General features: G+C 57.1%; 19 protein-coding genes and 2 pseudogenes. 18 read left to right on the top strand and 3 right to left on the bottom strand.

The window, feature by feature from the left end; all coding sequences use genetic code 11:
* The 16 genes and pseudogenes from EN738_RS13610 to EN738_RS13545 form a co-directional block, all read left to right on the top strand.
* Window positions 1-574, top strand: a 574-nt coding sequence (locus EN738_RS13610; RefSeq protein WP_127284136.1) for a methylaspartate ammonia-lyase, incomplete at its 5' end; no start/stop codon positions are given.
* 19 nt (window positions 575-593) lie between these two features.
* On the top strand, window positions 594-1745 hold the full coding sequence (locus tag EN738_RS13605; RefSeq protein WP_127239345.1) for a CaiB/BaiF CoA-transferase family protein: 1152 nt from the start codon (window positions 594-596) through the stop codon (window positions 1743-1745).
* Window positions 1746-1878: 133 nt separating this feature from the next.
* The gene (locus EN738_RS13600) at window positions 1879-2808 is read left to right on the top strand and encodes a CoA ester lyase (RefSeq protein ID WP_245494513.1); all 930 of its coding nucleotides are present in this window, start codon (window positions 1879-1881) and stop codon (window positions 2806-2808) included.
* Window positions 2809-2924: 116 nt separating this feature from the next.
* Window positions 2925-3851, top strand: coding sequence for a LysR family transcriptional regulator (locus EN738_RS13595; RefSeq protein ID WP_127284135.1), 927 nt, complete (start codon window positions 2925-2927; stop codon window positions 3849-3851).
* A 195-nt stretch (window positions 3852-4046) separates the two neighbouring features.
* Entirely contained in the window at window positions 4047-5480 is a 1434-nt protein-coding gene (locus tag EN738_RS13590) for an NAD-dependent succinate-semialdehyde dehydrogenase (RefSeq protein ID WP_127284134.1), read from the top strand.
* A gap of 6 nt (window positions 5481-5486) precedes the next feature.
* Window positions 5487-7031 (top strand): fumarate hydratase, encoded by a 1545-nt coding sequence (locus tag EN738_RS13585; protein ID WP_127284133.1) that lies wholly within the window; start codon window positions 5487-5489, stop codon window positions 7029-7031.
* A gap of 501 nt (window positions 7032-7532) precedes the next feature.
* Window positions 7533-8030 (top strand): Lrp/AsnC family transcriptional regulator, encoded by a 498-nt coding sequence (locus EN738_RS13580; protein WP_127284132.1) that lies wholly within the window; start codon window positions 7533-7535, stop codon window positions 8028-8030.
* Between the two features lie 781 nt (window positions 8031-8811).
* A complete protein-coding gene (locus EN738_RS13575; RefSeq protein WP_127284131.1) occupies window positions 8812-9399 on the top strand; it encodes a toll/interleukin-1 receptor domain-containing protein in 588 nt (195 codons plus the stop codon).
* A gap of 18 nt (window positions 9400-9417) precedes the next feature.
* Window positions 9418-10278 carry a DUF4231 domain-containing protein gene (locus EN738_RS13570; RefSeq protein ID WP_127284130.1) on the top strand — a complete coding sequence of 287 codons (861 nt, stop codon included), beginning with the start codon at window positions 9418-9420 and terminating at the stop codon, window positions 10276-10278.
* Between the two features lie 9 nt (window positions 10279-10287).
* Window positions 10288-10794, top strand: coding sequence for a TIR domain-containing protein (locus EN738_RS13565; RefSeq protein ID WP_127284129.1), 507 nt, complete (start codon window positions 10288-10290; stop codon window positions 10792-10794).
* Between the two features lie 484 nt (window positions 10795-11278).
* Window positions 11279-11436 (top strand): annotated as a pseudogene (locus EN738_RS35215) (transposase); the annotation flags it as partial.
* Entirely contained in the window at window positions 11375-11551 is a 177-nt protein-coding gene (locus tag EN738_RS35465) for a hypothetical protein (protein ID WP_189605829.1), read from the top strand. The pseudogene EN738_RS35215 and the gene EN738_RS35465, both read left to right, overlap by 62 nt.
* 191 nt (window positions 11552-11742) lie before the next feature.
* Window positions 11743-11964 (top strand): annotated as a pseudogene (locus tag EN738_RS13560) (transposase); the annotation flags it as partial.
* Complete coding sequence (locus EN738_RS13555) at window positions 11954-12226, top strand: integrase core domain-containing protein (RefSeq protein ID WP_164763856.1); 273 nt, start codon at window positions 11954-11956, stop codon at window positions 12224-12226. The pseudogene EN738_RS13560 and the gene EN738_RS13555, both read left to right, overlap by 11 nt.
* A 271-nt stretch (window positions 12227-12497) precedes the next feature.
* On the top strand, window positions 12498-13904 hold the full coding sequence (locus tag EN738_RS13550) for an aminotransferase (RefSeq protein WP_127284128.1): 1407 nt from the start codon (window positions 12498-12500) through the stop codon (window positions 13902-13904).
* A 931-nt stretch (window positions 13905-14835) separates the two neighbouring features.
* Window positions 14836-15573: a LuxR family transcriptional regulator gene (locus EN738_RS13545; protein WP_127284137.1), complete on the top strand. Its 738-nt coding sequence runs from the start codon at window positions 14836-14838 to the stop codon at window positions 15571-15573.
* A 546-nt stretch (window positions 15574-16119) separates the two neighbouring features.
* On the opposite strand, the gene EN738_RS13540 is transcribed toward EN738_RS13545, so the two are convergent.
* Window positions 16120-16401 (bottom strand): DUF2285 domain-containing protein, encoded by a 282-nt coding sequence (locus EN738_RS13540; RefSeq protein WP_127284127.1) that lies wholly within the window; start codon window positions 16399-16401, stop codon window positions 16120-16122.
* Window positions 16402-16516: 115 nt separating this feature from the next.
* Between EN738_RS13540 and EN738_RS13535 the strand changes: the two genes are divergently transcribed.
* On the top strand, window positions 16517-16750 hold the full coding sequence (locus EN738_RS13535; RefSeq protein WP_127215245.1) for a helix-turn-helix transcriptional regulator: 234 nt from the start codon (window positions 16517-16519) through the stop codon (window positions 16748-16750).
* Window positions 16751-17229: 479 nt separating this feature from the next.
* On the opposite strand, the gene EN738_RS13530 is transcribed toward EN738_RS13535, so the two are convergent.
* Entirely contained in the window at window positions 17230-17496 is a 267-nt protein-coding gene (locus tag EN738_RS13530; protein WP_029354712.1) for a DUF2285 domain-containing protein, read from the bottom strand.
* Between the two features lie 109 nt (window positions 17497-17605).
* On the opposite strand from EN738_RS13530, the gene EN738_RS13525 reads away from it, so the two are divergent.
* Window positions 17606-17824, top strand: coding sequence for a helix-turn-helix transcriptional regulator (locus tag EN738_RS13525; RefSeq protein WP_029354714.1), 219 nt, complete (start codon window positions 17606-17608; stop codon window positions 17822-17824).
* Between the two features lie 725 nt (window positions 17825-18549).
* Here EN738_RS13525 and EN738_RS13520 read toward each other — a convergent pair.
* Window positions 18550-18782: OmpW family outer membrane protein (locus EN738_RS13520; protein ID WP_145966849.1), on the bottom strand; the 233-nt coding region annotated here is incomplete at its 5' end.

Below are 18782 nucleotides of genomic sequence, written 5' to 3'. Positions count from 1 at the left end.
GTATAATCCCGTGCTGCATTTCGATGTTTATGGCTGGATCGGCCAGGAAATCGGCTTGGAGCCGCAATGCATCGCCGACTTTATCTGTAAGGTTGTAGATACCGTCCCGGATTTCAGGCTCAACATCGAGTCTCCGGCGGATTTTGGTTCGACCCAAGCTCAAATTGAGAACTACGCCAAGATCGTATCGATTTTGGACAACCGGGGTTCCAGCGCGCGCCTTGTCGTGGATGAGAGATGTAATACGCTTGAGGATATTCGGCTCTTTGCCGAAGCCAAGGCTGCACATCTGGTCCAAATCAAGACGCCCGATGTCGGCTCAATTGCCGATACGGCGCGCGCAGTTCTCATCTGCAAGGAAAACAAGGTCGGAGCTTATGTCGGGGGAAGCTGTACCGAGACAGATCTCTCCGCCCAAGCTTCTGTCCACATATCGGTGGCAACTCAGGCCGACATGATGCTCGCAAAGCCCGGAATGGGTGTCGACGAGGCATTCTCAATAGTTGGGAACGAACAAAATCGGTTGCTGGCGATGCTGAACCGTCGTCGGACTCGAAACGAAATTGTTGGATGATTAGCGCGGTATGTCGGCAATGCAGAATAGCCTTGAGGGGATCACCGTCGTTGCCGTGGAGCAGGCTGTGGCCGCGCCTTATGCGTCATCTCGCCTTGCGGATGCCGGCGCCCGAGTGATCAAGATTGAACGGCCGGAAGGGGACTTTGCCCGAAGCTACGACAAGTTGGTTCGGGGGCAGAGCGCCTACTTCGTCTGGCTCAACCGGGGCAAGGAGTCGGTCTGTCTAGACCTGAGGTTGGAGGCGGACCGCGAGGTTCTCGACACGCTCATTGCCAGTGCAGACGTCTATATCCAGAATCTGAAACCGGGCAGCATTGAAAAACTGGGTTTCGCGTCTGCGGATCTCCGTCGACGTTTTCCGCGGCTGATCACCTGCGAGATCTCTGGATTCGGGAACACAGGGCCGTATTCCCATTTGAAGGCCTATGATCTCATCGTCCAGGCCGAAACAGGTCTATGCGCGATCACTGGCAACCAACAAGGGCCCGCGCGTGTAGGGGTCTCGGTTTGCGACATTTCGGCGGGCATGACAGCACATAGCGCCATTCTTCAGGCGCTGTATCACCGTGAGGTCACCGGTGAAGGCACCAGCATCCAGGTGTCACTGTTCGATGCGGTCGCTGACTGGATGAACGTGCCAGTTCTGCAAAACGACTATGGCGGCTACCATACCGTACGCGCCGGCGTGAAACACCCGTCCCTGGCGCCGTATGGCGCCTATAGTAGCGCCGACGGTACGGACGTCATCTTTTCGGTTCAGAATGACCGGGAATGGGTAAGTTTCTGCGAGAAATTCCTGAAGCAGCCGGAGCTTACACGCGCGCCCGGTTTTGCCGACAATATGGAGCGTCTCGGTAATCGTGCGCAGCTCGACGAGATCATTAAACGGCGGTTTTCCGAACTGTCCTGCCACGAAGCAATGCAGGAGCTCGAGGCGGCCGGTTTGGCATTTGGCCGATTGAACGAAGTGTCGGATGTTTCGAAGCATTCGCACCTTCGCAGGGTCGAGGTCGCCACACCCGAAGGAATTGTCGAGACGATAGCGCCTGCGGCTATCTTCAACTCCGAGCACCCGTCGCTGCGCCCGGTTCCGGCTCTTGGCGCTCACACCGAGGCTGTCCGCGAGGAGGTTTTGGGGCTTTTGCGAAAAAGAGCGGCGTCAGCGTGAGCGCGCGTTTCGGTAACGTGAGTGCGCTCGCGATTTCCAAAGAACCTGTCTACCTTGGATCATCTCAAGGCGTCGGCCATCCAGCAAACTCATTGCCACCGCCCTCGGGAGGATCGGCCGCAGGGGCTTCTCCATGATCAAGCACACTTTTGCGGCCGTTGAAAGCGCGATGGCTTTACCACGCTGGAGATCCCTGCTCTTCGTTCCCGCTCACGTTAAGCGCTTTGTGAAGACGGCCAATGAGCGGGGTGCAGATGGCGTCATTCTCGACTTGGAGGATTCTGTTCCCCAGGACCAGAAGGGCGAGGCACGGAAGCAGCTTTCTGAATCTGTGGCAAAGGTGGCGCGTGCGGGCGCATCTGTTTTGGTCCGCGTGAATCATGGCCTACGCGCCTTGGCGGCCGATCTCGATGCAGCCGTGATGGCGGGTGTTGACGCACTCGTTCTTCCAAAGACGGATTCCGCAGAGTGGGTAACAGAGATCGCGAATGCGGTTTCGGAACTTGAACGGGAAAGAAATCTTCCGCCGGGAGGCATCCGGTTCCTTGCCCAGATCGAGACCCCAGGCGCCTTGCAAAGACTCGCGGCCATTGCGTCGGCGCATCCAAGGATGGTCGCAATGGCGCTTGGTCCTGAAGACTTCAGTGCCGCTGTTGGCGGCGGCCCGGAATTTGATCTGCTCCTGGCCCCGAGCCTTGCCGTGCTGTTCGCTGCCCGTGCGGCCGGATTGCTCCCTTTGGGCTTTGTTGGAAGCATTGGCGAGTTCTCGGACACCTATAAACTTCGTGAAGCCGCAGCGCATGCGCGGCGGCTTGGCTTTGCCGGAGCTTTGGCGATTCATCCAAACCAGGTTGCCATATTCAATGAGGCTTTTTCGCCAAGCCCACAGGAACTCGAATGGGCCCGTCGTGTCCTCGCGGCGGAAAAAGATGCGACGGCGCAAGGCAGAGGCGCGTTCGCATTGGACGGAAAGATGGTCGATCCACCGGTTATTCGAAGGGCCCGAGAAATCATAGCCACGGATCCGGGCGCCGAGTTGGCCGTTGAGTCCTCAGCGGGTTGATCGACAAGACTGGGACGACGACAGGAAGCGTCAGCAGCTCGGCACAATTATTGCTGTCGCGCCATCACATTTCGAGATAGATTACGTCAATTGCAGTCCGCCCTCGGAAGAGTACCGTGGAAATCAGGCAGTTAAGATACTTCGTCGGTGTGGTCGAAGCAGGCAGTTTCACGAAGGCCGCTGGCTTCCTTAATGTTGCCCAGAGTGCGCTGAGCCTGCATGTGCGTCAACTGGAGGAAGGCTTCGGCACTCAGCTGCTGATACGCGACAGGACCGGTGTGAGCGTGACGGCGTCAGGAGCCAAACTGCTCGATCGCGCTCGGGCGATTCTTAAAGAAATTCGACTTACCGAGGTGGAATTGACCAACACAGCCGCTTCCCCTGCCGGGGAGGTGTCTATTGGCATTCCGTCTGGAGCTGCTCGCGTCCTGAGCGGTCCGCTGCTTGAGACGGTAAGACACGAACTGCCCAAGGTGTCCCTCAAGATGGTCGAGGGTATGACGGGACCGCTAGAGGAATGGATGGCGGCTGGACGCTTCAATCTGGCGGTTCTGTACCGCACAGCAGACAGTGTGGGGCGAATGACGGTGCTAGCGCGCGAAGACCTTTGTCTGGTGGTTCCGTCCGGCGAGCCACCGTTTGAAGATGCGATATCTCTGGCCGACCTGCATGCATTCCCCCTGGCGGTTCCCATGCGCAACAACAATGTCAGGCGTTCGGTGGCTGATGTCGTCGCACAACACGGTTGCGCGCTGGACGTCAGGTTTGAAGTGGACTCCCTCTCAACGATCATCAACATGGTCGTAGAGGGAAAAGCGCATTCTATTCTCGCCCCGTCTGCGGTTCAGAAAGAAGCCTCCCAAGGGCTGGTCCGGACTGTCAAGATCGTCGATCCGGTGATTACCCGCTCCGTGGTGCTCGCTGTAAATCCCAAAGATGAGCGTTCTGCGGCCGTTTCTGCGGTCCGCAAGCTCATTCCGAAGGTCGCCAGAAAATTGATTGAAATCCGGGACTGGGCGGCGGTGGCGCCTGAGGCGACCTGACAAACTAACCTGTAAAGCTGGGCATGATTGTTTGCGGCCATCAGGACCAGCCCGATCTGGATTCCAGATGGATTTCGGCAATATTCGATATTTGACCCGCCGCGACCATCGCGATGAAACTGGCTCAAGCGAGTTCAGCAGTTTCGATATCGAAACTGCGCTCGTATGCAAGAATTCAGTCAAGTGGAGCCCGCGATGTCCGACGCCAAGAGCTACGAGCTCTTCATTAATGGCAAATGGCGAGCCGGTGGTAGCCGAGCCACTTTGCCGGTGATCAACCCGGCGACGGAGAAGGTATTTGCCTCAGTGGCCTCGGCTACGGTTTCAGACTTGGATGAAGCTCTTGCTTCGGCAGAACGCAGCCGCAAGGCGTGGTCCTCACGACCCGCCAAAGAGCGTGGCGAGATACTCGTCTCGGCCGCCAGCATTCTGGCAGAGAAAGCTGGCGCCGCAGCCAGGGACCTGTCGTCCGAACAGGGAAAGACGATTGCCGAAGCGACAGGAGAATATGCGCGCGCAGTCGAAACGCTGGAATGGAATGGCCGGCATGCCGATGAGTTGTCGACCCCGATTCCGTTGGGCCCGAACAGGATGATCGTCCCGGAGGCCCTCGGTGTCGTCGCTGCCTTTACGCCGTGGAACTATCCAGCCGTTCTCATCGCCCGCAAGCTCGCCCCCGCGCTGGCGGCAGGCTGCCCGGTGATCCTCAAAGGGGCCGAGGAGACGCCAAGCGTGGCTGTCCATATCGTGGAATCTTTGCGTCAAGCAGGGATACCGGAAGGCGTGGTCAACCTGGTGTTCGGTGTTCCTGTGCATATATCGCGGCATCTGCTCAGTTCGCCAATTGTGAAAGTCTTGACGTTCACGGGGTCGACCGCTGTTGGAAAACAGCTGGCCACGCTGGCCGCGAATAATCTGCAGCGCTGCATCCTTGAGCTCGGTGGACATTCCCCGGTTATCGTGTGCGAAGATGCGGATCTGGCAAAGGCGATACCCGCTATTTCGGAATACAAATTCGAGTGCGCGGGCCAGAGCTGTAATGCGCCCAGCAGGATTCTTGTCGCCCGATCCCGCTATGAGGAATTCCTGTTCCGGATGACGGAGGCTGTCCGAAAAATCAGGATCGGACCACCGGATGACCCTGCAACGCAAATGGGGCCAATGGCAAACGCGCGGCGAATAGAGGCCATGCAGCGCCTGACCAAGGATGCGGTAGAAGGCGGCGCCCGCATCGAGACCGGTGGCATCCCCCTTGACCGACCGGGGTTTTACTGGCCGCCAACCATCCTGACGGGCGTACCGAAGCAAGCGAGAGTGCTTCATGAAGAGCCGTTCGGACCGATCCTCACCGTGGCTCCTTTCGATACGATCGAAGAGGCGATCGATGAAGCCAACGCCACGGAGTACGGTCTGGCCGCCTACTTGTTCACTGGCGCGGCCGATACGCAACAGAGGCTTGTGAGCGGTCTTTCTGCGGGCGCTGTTAGTGTGAATTACCTGAAAGGGGTTTCCGCTGATGCCCCTTATGGAGGAGTCAAGCAAAGCGGCTATGGATACGAAGGCGGCGAGCAGGGGGTGCGAAGCTTCCAGATTCTGAAAATGGTCAATGGCCTCGGTTCATTTGGATAAAATCCGGTGGGAAACAGAACACGGACCATATCCGGTAGCGACATCACAAGGAGCGTCGCCGACGCCCTTCAGTACATCTCGTACTATCATCCTCCAGATTATATCCGGTCTCTTTCTCACGCATACACGCGAGAACAGAGCCCGTCGGCGAAGAATGCCATAGGTCAGATTCTGCTGAACTCCCGCATGGCGGCCTTTGGGCGGCGCCCGATTTGTCAGGACACCGGACTTGTGGTTGTCTTCGCAAAGGTCGGCATGGATGCCCGTATTAAGTCAACGGCCAGTTTCGCCGATCTTGTGAATGAGGGCGTACGTCAAGCCTATCTCGATCCGGATAATCCCCTTCGGGCATCGATCGTTGCGGATCCCCTCGCTAGACGGGTCAACACCCGCGACAACACGCCGGCAGTTGTCCATGTCGACCTGGTGCAAGGTAACCAGATTGAGATCACCATCGCCGCAAAAGGCGGCGGGTCGGAGAACAAGGCACGTTTTACCACCCTCAATCCCAGCGCCTCCGTTTCCGACTGGGTGGTCAATACCGTTTCGACCCTTGGCAGCGGGTGGTGTCCACCTGGACTGATCTCTGTCGGCATCGGTGGTAGCGCTGAAAAGGCGATGCTGCTGGCCAAGGAGGCCATGAACGAGCCCATCGATATGGCGGAACTGATCGCAAGGGGGGCGTCAAGCGCAGAGGAGGGGCTGCGGATTGAGCTTTATGAGCGGATCAACGCGCTTGGTATCGGCGCCCAAGGCCTTGGTGGTCTGACGACAGTCGTTGACGTCAAGGTTGCGACCTATCCTACTCATGCGGCGTCCAAGCCTGTGGCGCTCATCCCGCAATGCGCCGCCAACCGGCACCTGAAGTTTACTTTGGACGGCTCTGGACCCATCAGCCTCCAGCCGCCCGATTTGCGCGAATGGCCCGACATCGGAGCCGACGAATTGAACCCAGCCGGCGTCCGGCGGGTCAATTTAGATACGCTGACGAAGGAAGAGACGGCATCGTGGCGCTGCGGTGAAACGCTCCTGCTGTCTGGAAAGATGCTGACGGCCCGTGACGCTGCCCACAAACGAATGGTCGAACTGATCGATGCCGGCAAGCCGCTTCCAGTCGATCTGCGGGGACGCGTGATCTACTACGTCGGTCCCGTCAGGGCAGTGAGGAATGAGGTCGTTGGACCCGCCGGTCCAACAACCTCCAGCCGCTTGGACGATTTTACGGACAAGGTGCTCGCCGAAACCGGCCTTTTCGCGATGGTGGGCAAAGCGGAGAGGGGACCGGCGGCCATCGCATCGATTGTAAGACACAAAACGCCATACCTTGCTGCAGTGGGTGGCGCTGCGTACCTGATTTCAAAGTCGATTAAGGCGGCGCGGATTGTCGCCTTTGAAGACCTGGGCATGGAAGCCATCTATGAATTCGATGTGCAGGACATGCCTGTTATCATGGCCGTCGACGTTGAGGGAAACTCCATTCACAATTCCGGGCCTTTTGAGTGGCGTAAGCGTATGGCGGCCGACAGCATCGCACGCAACATCGGTGTTTGAGTCTTTCCGGTTGGGCGATTTCGGCCAGACCCCAGCGCCAAATTGTCGGGCAAGCCGTAAGACGAGCGGCATTTGCGGTGCCCTGCGCCTCGGCGAGTCGGACGAGCAAGGCCTTCAATTCACCCCAATAGCTGAATGTGCCAGTGAATACCGCATTGAGTATACCGTCCACGCGATCGAGGCTCGAATGCTGTCGCGCGTGTATCAAGTACGGCGGCGGGGATTCAAGAAAATGGGTTATCTATTTATCAGGAGGTCTCCGCCGCCGCCGACTATCCTCTCCAGCTGCACCATTGCCCCGTTAGGCGTCGGGGCGACAGCCAAATTACTTCTGCAGCTTTTCTCAGCGGATCGCTCTCCCTCAGCTGATTTTCGTACCCATTCTAGCACATCTCGGGCCTGGAACGGATGCCTTCCACTACTACCTTCGGTCGTTCCAATTGATGATAGAATTGATCGGCACATAACGCGCTGTCGATCGCTGCTTGAGAGCAACAGGTTATGAAGTCGAAACCCGATCCCGTGCAACTCGACAGTTGGGACGTCCGGATTCTCTCCGAAATTCAGGCAGACGGTCGGATTTCAAAAAGTGAGCTTGCAAAACGAGTTCATCTTTCGGCGTCCGCCTGTTCGGAGCGGCTCCGAGCACTCAAGGCCGCAGGGATTATTGAGGGGTTCTATGCGCGACTGAGTCCTGCCCTCATCGGCGGCATGATCTTTGTGATGGTGGAGGTCGTGCTGGATCGTCATCGTCTTGAGGACCAACGACACTTCGAAACTGCAATCCAAGAGATTCCGGAAATCCTGGACTGCTGGGCAATTGGGGGGCGCGTCGATTATCTGATGCGGGTCGCATCTCGTTCTATGGCCGCCTATCAGGATTTCATGGAGGGACTGCTGCAGGCAGGCTTAGGGATTGATCAATACTATAGCCTTGTCGTTACGAAACCAGTGAAGTCCAATTCACCGATACCCTTGTCCGCCCTGAGCCAACGGTAAAACCCGAAAAACCTTAGTTTCCACGGCGTTTGGCACGGATCCCGTAGATTCGTCGGCAAAACGCGCCCATTCCGACGAAACTCAAGGGACATTTGCGGTATACTAGTTGCTGGAAAAGGTGGCCGAGCGCTATCCGCCAGTTGATGGCGAGGAAGGACGATGCGCTTGAGCAATCTGGAACCGATCAATTCCAGTAGACGGATCGAAGCAGCCATCGAACGCACTTGGCCAGCACGGTTGCGGCGAGAAGCCAAACCGGATCGTGCCTGGTGGAGGAGGCGTCCATATCTGAAATGCGAAGTGCCGAAAAGTGCCTCTACAGCTATCTCAAGGGGGAACCTTCGCCCGAGATTGGCGATCAGTGGCGATTGAGCTTAGTCGCGGTCAGCGCATCCGTGTAGGGGGCGAAATCTACAGCGAGGCATTGGTAAGCCGACGGGTAGCGGGAGTGCAAGCTGGCCCGCTCGGCCTTGGCGAGCAAACCGGCCCTCGACGCCTGCGGATATTGGGAGATCGCTCCATCGCCTTTTTACGCCGTAAGTTCGTTGCTGATCAAGATTAGGAGATCGTCTGTCCTGTTTGACATTGCGGGGCTCCGCAACCTTCTGAGCGAGGAGCATCGCTGAGTCGCGGTCGCGTAGGTGGGTGACAAGGCCCGTCACGCCTGCCAGCCGTTGCGCTGCCGGCTGAGCATGGTGCCAGTTTTCACAAGACAAGGGGTCGCTTAATCGAATGGGCGTCTAGTTCATAGATTGCGAACAGATCATGGGGGATTTGAATAGTGCTACTGACCGAGGCAGAGCTGAAAAAAGCGGCGAATGCCAGCCGACGACATAGAGCCGCATCGATCGTTCTAAAGGAAGAGATGGCCGCAGCTACAGCCAGATCGTCATTCGACGTTTTTCTGTCACATTCTTTCAAGGACGCAGAGATCGTTCTCGGTGCGAAGCGAATTTTTGAGGAGCTTGGGTTCACTGCCTACGTAGATTGGATCGAAGATTCACAACTGGACCGTACAAAGGTCTCCTCGGCCACTGCCGAGTTGCTGCGGACCCGTATGAGGCAGTCAAAGACGCTAATCTATGTGCATTCAAACAATTCTCCAGGATCCAGATGGATGCCTTGGGAGCTTGGCTTTTTCGATGGCTTTCGGACCGCGGTAGCAGTTCTCCCTGTGGCAAAAAATTCTTCGGAAACATTTTCCGGGCAAGAATTTTTGGGCCTATACCCGTACATCGATGGGACCGGACCTGCAGTTCTGTTTATGAACAGAGGCACCGCGTCTAGCTCAAGACTAGGCTCTGTAAGCTCGACTGCAAACGTTACGTTTGCCAAATCATGGCTTAAAGAATTTGCAGACACAAAATAGAATTGCGTGCTCTAGAAAATGAAATATCCTGGACTTTATAATAGCGCTGACGTGGCGTCTAACGAGCAGCAGGTGACATTTCTTCGCCTGATCCGGGCAGAGTACGTTCTTCTTTTTTCGGCGTCTGTTCTCTCTTTGGATTTGTGGCCATCAAAGGCCTATTTCGGTGTGTATGCTGCGGTGTTTCTTTGCTCAATGGGAATCCTCATATTTCGGTCGGTCACAAAGCCCGAGCAGGTCTGGTATCAAGCTAGAGCTTTGGCAGAGTCAGTAAAGACATTGACCTGGCGCTTTGCGATGCGAGCACAGCCGTTCGATGACACGCGTGCGGCCGACGCTAGAGCTGATTTTCGCAAGCTCATGGAAGGTATCCTTGATAGCAATCGTCACCTTGGCAGCGCGTTGAGCGGCACCGATTCAGCATCCCCTCAAACAACCGACGAAATGATGTCAATAAGGGAATCCCCGCTAAAAGAACGAAAAGAGCTATATCTGCAGAAACGAATTTGCGAGCAACGTAAGTGGTACGAGAAGAAAGCGCGCTCGAACAAGAGATCCGCAAAAATTTGGATGGGCCTTGGTGTCATTGCTTACGCTCTGGGGTTCTCTTTCATCGTAGTACGCATCGCTGACCCAGCGATACCAGGCTGGCCGACAGAGCCGTTAATCGTTATTGCCGCCTCGCTTATCGGGTGGACCCAAATCAAGAAATTTAACGAATTGGCATCGGCTTACACGTTGACAGCTCACGAGATCGGATTGACTGCCGACCTTATTACGGACGCCAACTCTGATGAGGCATTCTCCGCGGCGGTGAACGAAGCCGAACTGGCTTTCTCAAGGGAGCACACCCAGTGGGTTGCTCGTCAAAACAACTAAGAGACAACAATGGCATACAGCGATCCGACCTATGTAATATTTGACGGCGATGAAGACGCTTGGGCATACCGCTTTATGAAAGGGTGGAATGCCAGCGAGAATGTGAGTTTTGAATTCGCGAACGCTCACGATCTGGACAATATGACGAGCCGAGCACAGGACGAAGATTATGTTAAACGCAATCTTCGCAACAGAATGAATGGATCGAGCCAGGTACTTGTCCTGATCGGTGAGAAAACGAAAAACCTTTTTCGCTTCGTGCGCTGGGAAATGGAGTTGGCCCTTGATCTAGATCTGCCGATAATCGCAGCAAACCTTAACGGCTCGCGACAACAAGATGCGAGCTGTCCGCCCATCATCAGGGACAAATGTGTTGTGCACGTGCCGTTCAAGATGAAGGCTATCAAGCACGCGCTTGCCAATTGGCCGAGCGAATTTCATCGGCTTTCAAACGCTCAGCGTGGCGATGGCGCCAGGAGCTATGGCGAAAGCACCTATCGGGATCTCGGCTTATAATCGCCCACCTAAAAGTACTTAGCCGTCAAAACATCCTCGCCATCCGCTGGCGGCGACTAGCCTTAGGAGCGTCCGCCAGCGTGTTCCGAGCTTGCCGAGCCGGCGATAAAAAGAGACGTCCGATTTGCTGAGTTTGGCTGAAGGGTGCAGGTCATGAGCGCAACCATTGGGAGGAGCCCTGCTCGAAGCATCAGATCGAGTGATCACGTCGGGCGAGGGGGCGCTGGTTTCGAGAGGAAAAGGAGCGGCTGCTCGACGTTTGAGGCTTGAGCCAGCGCTTCAAGACTGCACGATCGGCCAGCATTGATGGAGGCAGCTTTTCAGGCGGCGCAAAGAGTTCGTCGGTTCGCCCGCGTCCCGCGAGCCGCAGCTCGGCTCGCCCTGCGCAGCAACCACGAATTTGCGATCGCAAGAAGGGCAACACACTGACGACAGAACTTGGCGGCGCTGGTCGGCTGCGAATCAAGGTGTCGATGGCGAGGCGCTCTCGCCGCGCGTCTTTGCCGGGCCGAACCTGCTGGCTATGTTACTTTGAGAAGTCTGCCGAGCACCAGCCGCTGCACCGCCCAAAGCGATCGCTATGCGCGAGGGCACGACCTCAGCCTATCAGCGCTGGCCAACCAGGTTGGAGCCTGTGCCGCCGCACGGAACCCGCTGCCTGCTGATCGAGGCGAATGTGATTTTCCCCCTGATCACCTGCGTTACCACCCTGGGGAAGGGCAAGACCGATCCGGACCATCAGAATGTAAAGGGATGACCGGCAGTTCGGCGGAACATGGCCGGCGGCGCTCTATCGTACCTCATGCGGCCGGCGGGAACAGCATCCCGAGCGCTATTCATCCTTCAATATCGCCCGTGACCTTGCCCCTCTGATCTAATCCGGTTTGAAGTTCGTTCTGGCCATCGAGAGGACCAGGACCGAAACGTAGCCGCTTCTATGAAGAGCAGATCATCGGAATTTTGAAGGAACTTTGGCCGGGGTATCGGTTCCGATCTGTGTCGCAAGCACGGGGTCGGCGACCCCTCGATTTATAACTGAAAGGCCCGCAGCGGCGGGATGTCTCCGAGGCTCGGCGACTGAAGGCTCTGGAGGACGAGGACACCCGGCTGAAGCGGCTTCTAGCCGACGCCATGCTCGACAATGCCGCGTTGAAGGATCTTGTGGGACGAGACGCTGTTCACCTCGCTGGCTCAGGCGCGCGTAGCCATCGCCCTGTGGCGCGCCGACTACAACACTGCGCGGCCGCACTCCCAACTCGCCTGGCAGACACCGGCCGAGTTCGCCAGCACCTTCAATCCGCGACGGTCGCTCGCGCTGCGCTATGCCAAAGCTCCGCGCCAGCGCCCGTCGCTTCACCCGCCCAGCAGAGCACAACCCACGCCGGAAACGAACAAAAACTGTTTAGAAACTGGGAGCAAGGTCACCCGCTAATCGGGCACTATGCTGGGCGCATGCGCGTCGTAAGCTGTTCGTGTTTGCAGTACGGCCCTGACGTCGCAAAATCAGTGAGATCCAATTCAACGCTCCCTCGGCCAAGGCGAAGGTGGCGCCTTAGTTTTCACGGCAATTCGGGCCGATCCCGCGAATTCCGCGGCGAATAACCTGCATTCCCGAGAAACTCGAGAGACGTTTCCGGTATGCTATTTGCTGAACAGGTGGTTGGCCGAGTGCCCTCCGCCAATCCATCGCGAGGAGAGGGACGATGCGCTCGAGCAATCTGGGAACTGAGCAACTCCAGGAGAAGGATCGAAGCTTCGTCTTTCATCCGTCTACACATTTGGCCAAGCACAGTCGCGGCGAGACGCCAAACCGGATCATGGCCGGAGCGGACGGCGTCTATATCTGGGACACCGAAGGCCGACGGAGCCTCGACGGTTTCGGAGGGCTCTACTGCGTCAACATGGGATATGGGTGCACGGAGATCGCCGAGGCCATTGCCAGGCAAGCACGCGAATTACCGTTCGCGCACGTCTATGCCAGCCAAGGTACGGAGCCGGTCGCCCTGTTGGCAGAGGCCGTGGTCGAGTATTTCGGTCAGAACATGCGAAGGGTCTATTTCGGCCTCTCCGGTTCCGATGCTAACGAAACCAACATCAAGCTGGTCTGGTACTATAATAACATTCTTGGCCGGCCCGAAAAGAAAAAGATCATCTCGCGAAATCGCGGCTATCACGGGTCTGGACTGGTCACGGGTAGCCTAACTGGCCTTCCCTTCTTTCACAATTTCTTCGACCTGCCTCTGGATTTGGTGCGCCATACAACCACGCCGCACTATTACCGCCAGGCGCGTATCGAGGAGAGCGAGGAAGCGTTCTCCCGGCGCTGTGCCGATGAGCTTGAAGCCTTGATCCTGGCTGAAGGACCGGAAACGGTTGCAGCTTTTATCGGAGAGCCGGTACTTGGGACAGGAGGTATTGTGCCGCCCCCCACAGGGTACTGGACGTCCATTCAAGCGGTGCTCGACAAATACGATATCCTTCTAATCGCCGATGAAGTGGTCTGCGGCTTCGCGCGAACCGGCGAGAAGTTCGGTTCCCACCTGTATAACATGCATCCGGATTTCGTGACCATCGCAAAGGGTTTGAGTTCCGCCTACCTCCCCATCTCCGGGTCAATCATTGGCGACCGTGTCTGGTCGGTTTTGGAACAAGGCACTGAGAAGCACGGCGCACTCGGCCACGGCTGGACATATTCGGGGCACACGCTTTGTGCCGCAGCCGCGCTCGCCAATATTCGACTGCTTAAAGAAAAAAATATTTTGGAGCATGTCCGCGATGTTGGACCGTATTGGCAAGACCGGATGAAGGCCGAGCTGGCGGGACATCCCATCGTTGGTGAAGTTCGCGGAGTGGGTATCCTGTCGGCCGTAGAGATGATGCGGGACCCAAAACAAAGGATACCATTCGAACCCGACCTTCAGGTCGGGGTGCGCACTGCAGCTGCTCTGTTTGAGAATGGTGTCATCGGACGGGCCATGCCGCATGGCGACATCCTCGGTTATGCACCCCCCCTGATCATTACCCGAAAAGAGATCGACATCATTGTCGACGCGACGGTAAAGTCGGTCGATACCACCTATCGCGCGCTGAAGGCCGAGGGTGCCGTATGATTTTGCGATCGCGAAGGAGTGAGTCGCGAGGCAGGCATGTCCCTGCGCGCTACTGCGCCGAGCAGACCCAAAACTGTTGAATTCCAGATATCTGATCTTGAGTATGCTCCGGACTATTTCAGTCACGAACCGAATCAGTTCTGCCGCCGCTGTCCTGTTGCCCAACGACCAGGACCTCTGTGCGGCGCGCCCTGCGGGTGTACCTCCCCGCCGGCAGGGCGCCCTTTTTGACCCACGTAATCAGAATCATTATGGCCCGTCCGGAATCGAGGGTCTGGTAAAGGTCATCTGCACGTTCCGATGCAGATTGAGCTTAGACGCGCCCTTTACATCATTGCAGCGGGCCACGGTCGCCGGTTCCAAAGTGCGGCAACGCCGAAGATATCTTCCTTCACATCACAAAGAGCAGAATAATCATTGCGGTTAATTTTATCACGTCAGGTATATAAAATGACGATACTCACACGCCATCCCATTCACAAGGAAAAGGCATTTTTTTTATTGTTGAGACGATTTGCCTATCAAAGAAAAGGAAGCATCGCAACACTTCGTTCCGGATCACGGCGCCCCGGGTGGGGGATGAGCGGCTATCCGAATTGTTATGCTCGTGCCGACCCAAATTCCTGCAAAAGCTGGGTCAATGATGGCTTTTGGTCAGCGCAGGATGATTTCTCCTGATTTGGACGGTGCAGGGGCGGTCATGATTTAATGCATGGAGATTCTCTGATTGAGCTGTTGAAAGATCAAGAGGCGTCTGCCAGCCGCCCATCGGGCGAGCCCAGCATGATTGGGATGACCGGCGAAGATCGAAAGTGTGGCAGCATTCTGGAGCCTGGTCAGCCCAGCGACGCCCGCGAAGTCAATCGCGTTTGTCGGGACATACACGACGCAGCCGGAAGGCGTGCAGAAAGAGGAAGAATCGAGCGCGACGATGACGAGGGACATGCCACTTGTTTTCGAGACATTCCTTGAAAGACTGTCACAGAGTATCGATGAGGCAGATTTCCGGGAGGCCATGGCTGAGGCGGCCGGACGATTTGACCTAATCTCCTTTGCCTACCTCTCCTTGCCAGCACGGCCTTCCGGCAAACCGAGGCTAATTTCGAACTATCCACCCCGCTGGACCAGACAGTATCTGGAAAATCAGTATGAGAAACTCGATCCTGTGGTCTTGCGTGCTCGAAATGGCGGCTGCCCGTTTCACTGGGGATCGAATTTGGGAGGCGATAAAATGTCGCCGGCTCAACAGCAGCTATTCGATGAGGCGGCTCAATTCAGCATCTGCTGCGGTTTGACGATCCCAATTGTCGATCTCCGCGGCCGCATCGCTGCGGTTACTTTTGCCACCGATGAGCCTCGTCCAGTATTTCTTCGGGTCGCTGAGCGGTACGAACAAGCTCTTCAGCTGATGGCGGCCTGCTTTCATCGTTGCGTTCGCCGCAAACTGCCGAGCGATCGAACAGTGGATGGGATTTCGCTGACATCCCGCGAATATGAGTGCCTGCGGTGGGCAGCGCGGGGTAATTCAGCCTGGGTGACCGGCCGCATCTTGGGCATCAAGCCACGCACGATCGCTTTTCATTTGGACAATGCCAAGAAGAAGCTAGGCGTGCGAACCCAAAATCAGGCTATAGCCCTTTTGGGGTCCGAAGGGTCCTCAATTCTCTGAGAAGCTTTTTGATCCGGTTGTGCTCGGTCCATTCGATCGCGCGCTTTGTATCGAGCGTTGACTGGATGCCGAGATCTTCTGTTCCGCCGGCTCGGTCAGGGCGATGCAGCCGTATTCTTCCAGCCCGCGCCGGTGATCTTAGTCTATCGGTGCTCGAGCGGGTGTTTCGTCGCTTACGAGCTAGTCGTGCCGTTATATAGTTTCCGAGGATGGCCCGCTTGCATACCTGCCTGCCGGTAATCTCTAACCGTTGACTTAGGGCGATGGCTATCGGTTATCCGGCTTAAAGCGAAGAGGTGGACCCTTCTGGGTCGAGCGCCGGCACGATATGGAGTGCTGCTCCGGGCTATTACCCACCCAGACAGAGCGGAACCTTCTATCACGTCAGACGCTCGGACGAATTGCCAAAACCCGATTTCCTGGGAACTGAATTGTGCTCGCCACCGGGTCCATTTTGCCGGCGCGTCTGTGGTGCAGGTCCCGATCAGCCTGACCACTGGCTGCCACCGGAACTGCCTACTTGTATGACCGAGCACTGCGCATTTGTCAGCTGGCGAACAATTCCTTGTAGCCGCTCGTCACCATCCAGTTCGCACGGTCGAGATGACTACGAAGCGCCTTCCTGGCACGCTCCGGTTCAAGTGCCGGATCAATGCCGAGGATCAGATGGGCCATTTCCTCTTCGGGCGCCTCATCGGCTGAGGCGTCCAGGAGCCTCATATAGGTGGTAAAGTGCGCCCTGTCGTAGGCGGTAAGACGGTCAGACCAAGGGACTTCGTCGAGCAGTGTTGAGCTTTGAGTCCTATCTGTTCCCGTTGATCGTTTCATGTCTGCCGCGAACCTCGCATGTTGATCGCTGGATCCAAGGCAGAATATCCCAAAATGGGATAATCCGAAACGGGGATTAGTCGCTGAGCCGGTCTCACCTGACCGGTTCACCTAAATGCCCAAATCTCTTCGATCTCCCCGCCACCAGCGGTTTCTGGCCCAGTTGATCTCACTGCGCAAGGTCAAAGGGCTGACGCAGGCGCAGGTGGCTGAGAAGCTTGGTCGTCCGCAATCCTTCGTGGCGAAATATGAGGGTGGAGAGCGGCGTCTCGATGTCATTGAGTTTCTCGACGTAACTGCGGCCCTCGACGCTGATCCGTGTGAGATTCTGTTGAGCCTGCGGACGTAGTGGGCGCCCGCGCCCATCACCGCGCGTGCCGGGTGCCGGTGGGTCGATTCCCGCTTTTCTTGGCTCAGGGCGTCTCGACCATTCCGCTGCGCCTCCTAGCGCGTCGTTAGACTCTCGCAATTCTCTCTGTTGTGCCTGCTCCCAGCAGGTGGCGCCGCATCCTTCTAGGCCCGCCGCGGCGTCCCGCAACCCTTAGCTAGCTGTGAGCTTTCAGTAGGTTGTCCATCCGGTCCTTCGGATGCGGTGCGGCTCAGACGGCGGGCCCGTTCCTGTCATGACTCGCCGCCGCACCGCTTCCTGGGAAGCAGCCATTGGCGAGCGGAGGACAAAACGATGAGACAGCGAAGCGCTGGGCCATCCGCGCCGCCTGGAAGTCCTCGCGATCATCTTCGAGCGCATTCGCGCTGTGGTGATGCGTCGATGCATGGGGGTTACGCAACTTCGTTGCTTGAAGCGAAGCGACCGCACCGCCCATTTCGTCAACTCGCGAACAAATCCTTGTAGCCGCTCGTCACCACCCAGTTTGCACGGTCGAGATGACTGCGAAGAACGTTCCGTGCGCGCTCAGGTTCGCGTGCCGGATCAATGCCGAGGATCACATGGGCCATTTCCTCTTCAGTGGCGTTGTCGGCTGAGGCGTCCAGGAGCCTCATATAGGTTGTAAAGTGGTCCTTGTCGTAGGCTGTAATGCGGTCCGACCAGGGGACCTCGTCGGCAAACGGCGTGTTCGATTTGGGCTGTAACATCGCTAATTCTATCTCCGGCCAATGGACCCGCGAAGCCCTGTGCCTGCTAAATGTGGATTACATATTATAGTTGATAAACTCAAGCCGCCTGATCCGCTGGCTTGCGTGCATGGATATGCGCAAGTTGGTCGGACGGAATGTGCAGAGGATCAGGCAAAGGAAGCGTCTGACGCAGGAGCAGCTTGCGGAGATTTCCGGGTTCAGTCAGCAGTACATCAGCGGCTTGGAGAAAGGCCGAAGAAATCCGACAATTATCACGATCTATGAACTGGCATTGGCCCTCGGCGTCAGCCACATGGATCTGGTTCGGCCCGACAAACAGGCCTGATACACCCGCCCTCCAAGTAGCTGGCGGCCTGATGGCGCGCGCCGGGTGCTTGTGAACCCACGCTTTTCTTAGGGCCCCCGGCAGCCCCTGCCATTTGGCTCGCCCTCGCGCGGGCGCACCCTATTGGACAGTCGGCCGCTGCGTTTTTTGTCAGCCTTTCCTGGGGCGTGGGGTGGTCGGCATTCCCTTTTAGGCCCGCCGCGGCCTCCCGCAACCTTCGCTCTCGCTTCAGGTCCTTCTCTTCGTTACGGTCCTTCGGATGCGGTCCGCCGCTTTCAGCGGGCCTAATCGCTTTCTGTCGCCCACCCCACGGGGACAGGCACGCGAGACTAGTATGGAGCGTTGCGGTTAGCGCACGAACAGCAAAGAACCGAAAAAACAGCCAACTGTCGCAGCATGGCTGAACCAGCCATCTTGTCGGCATCTAGGAGCCGCGTGTTCGCCTTGCGCTGACAGGAAGCTCAGGCATGACGTCCGGGAGACGATGCTGGCAAATGGTCTGGCTGAAGCATTCCACCCACAATACCAAAGCCCGTCCCGATCCAAAGCGCTTTCTAAGCACTCCATCAGGCCGGTTGGTCAGTGCACCTTCTTGGTCCGCCGGAAGAGAACCCCCCGACAATAGCTTGATGAGGTCTTGCCCTGCAGTGTCGACCGTAAAAAAGGGCGCGCGAGGCGCCCTTCATTTTAAACCGGCAGTCGGGAAGCAGACTTCACTCTGATATTCAAAAGCGGTAGGTGACACCTGCGCCTATCAGCCAGGGATCGAGCTCCGCCTTCCCCGTCAGCTTCGCGCCGGCCACCGTGACGTCGAAGTCCGGCTTCAGGAAAAGCTTCTTCACGTCGAAGTTGACGCCCCAGTGCTCGTCCACCATGTAGTCGAAACCGACCTGCAGCGCCGTGCCGAACGTATTCTTCACCTTGAGAGCGTCGGCGCTGCCAGTGTCCTGGTTATAGA

Origin of the sequence: Mesorhizobium sp. M4B.F.Ca.ET.017.02.2.1 (assembly GCF_003998955.1) — a bacterium.
Taxonomy (GTDB): domain Bacteria; phylum Pseudomonadota; class Alphaproteobacteria; order Rhizobiales; family Rhizobiaceae; genus Mesorhizobium; species Mesorhizobium abyssinicae.
This window is presented reverse-complemented; position numbering and strand designations above follow the sequence as displayed.